General features: G+C 50.7%; 1 rRNA gene. It reads left to right on the top strand.

The annotated features are described in order from the left end of the window. Positions 1-639 (top strand): 23S ribosomal RNA (locus QYM41_RS17640); the annotation flags it as partial.

Here is a 639-nt window from a genome sequence, read left to right as displayed (position 1 = left end):
AGTAGCAAGGTTAACCGTATAGGGGAGCCGTAGAGAAATCGAGTCTTAATAGGGCGTTTAGTTGCTGGGTATAGACCCGAAACCAGGCGATCTATCCATGAGCAGGTTGAAGGTTGGGTAACACTAACTGGAGGACCGAACCCACTGTCGTTGAAAAGCCAGGGGATGACTTGTGGATAGGGGTGAAAGGCTAATCAAGCCTGGTGATAGCTGGTTCTCCCCGAAAGCTATTTAGGTAGCGCCTCGGACGAATACCATAGGGGGTAGAGCACTGTTTCGGCTAGGGGGTCATCCCGACTTACCAAACCGATGCAAACTCCGAATACCTATGAGTACTATCCGGGAGACAGACTGCGGGTGCTAACGTCCGTAGTCAAGAGGAAAACAATCCAGACCGCCAGCTAAGGCCCCAAAATCATAGTTAAGTGGGAAACGATGTGGGAAGGCATAGACAGCTAGGAGGTTGGCTTAGAAGCAGCCACCCTTTAAAGAAAGCGTAATAGCTCACTAGTCGAGTCGGCCTGCGCGGAAGATGTAACGGGGCTAAAACTATGTGCCGAAGCTGCGGATGTATACTTTGTATACGTGGTAGGGGAGCGTTCTGTAAGCCGATGAAGGTGTGTTGAGAAGCATGCTGGA

It is taken from the genome of Kocuria oxytropis (assembly GCF_040981195.1).
GTDB lineage: Bacteria > Actinomycetota > Actinomycetes > Actinomycetales > Micrococcaceae > Kocuria > Kocuria oxytropis.
This window is presented reverse-complemented; position numbering and strand designations above follow the sequence as displayed.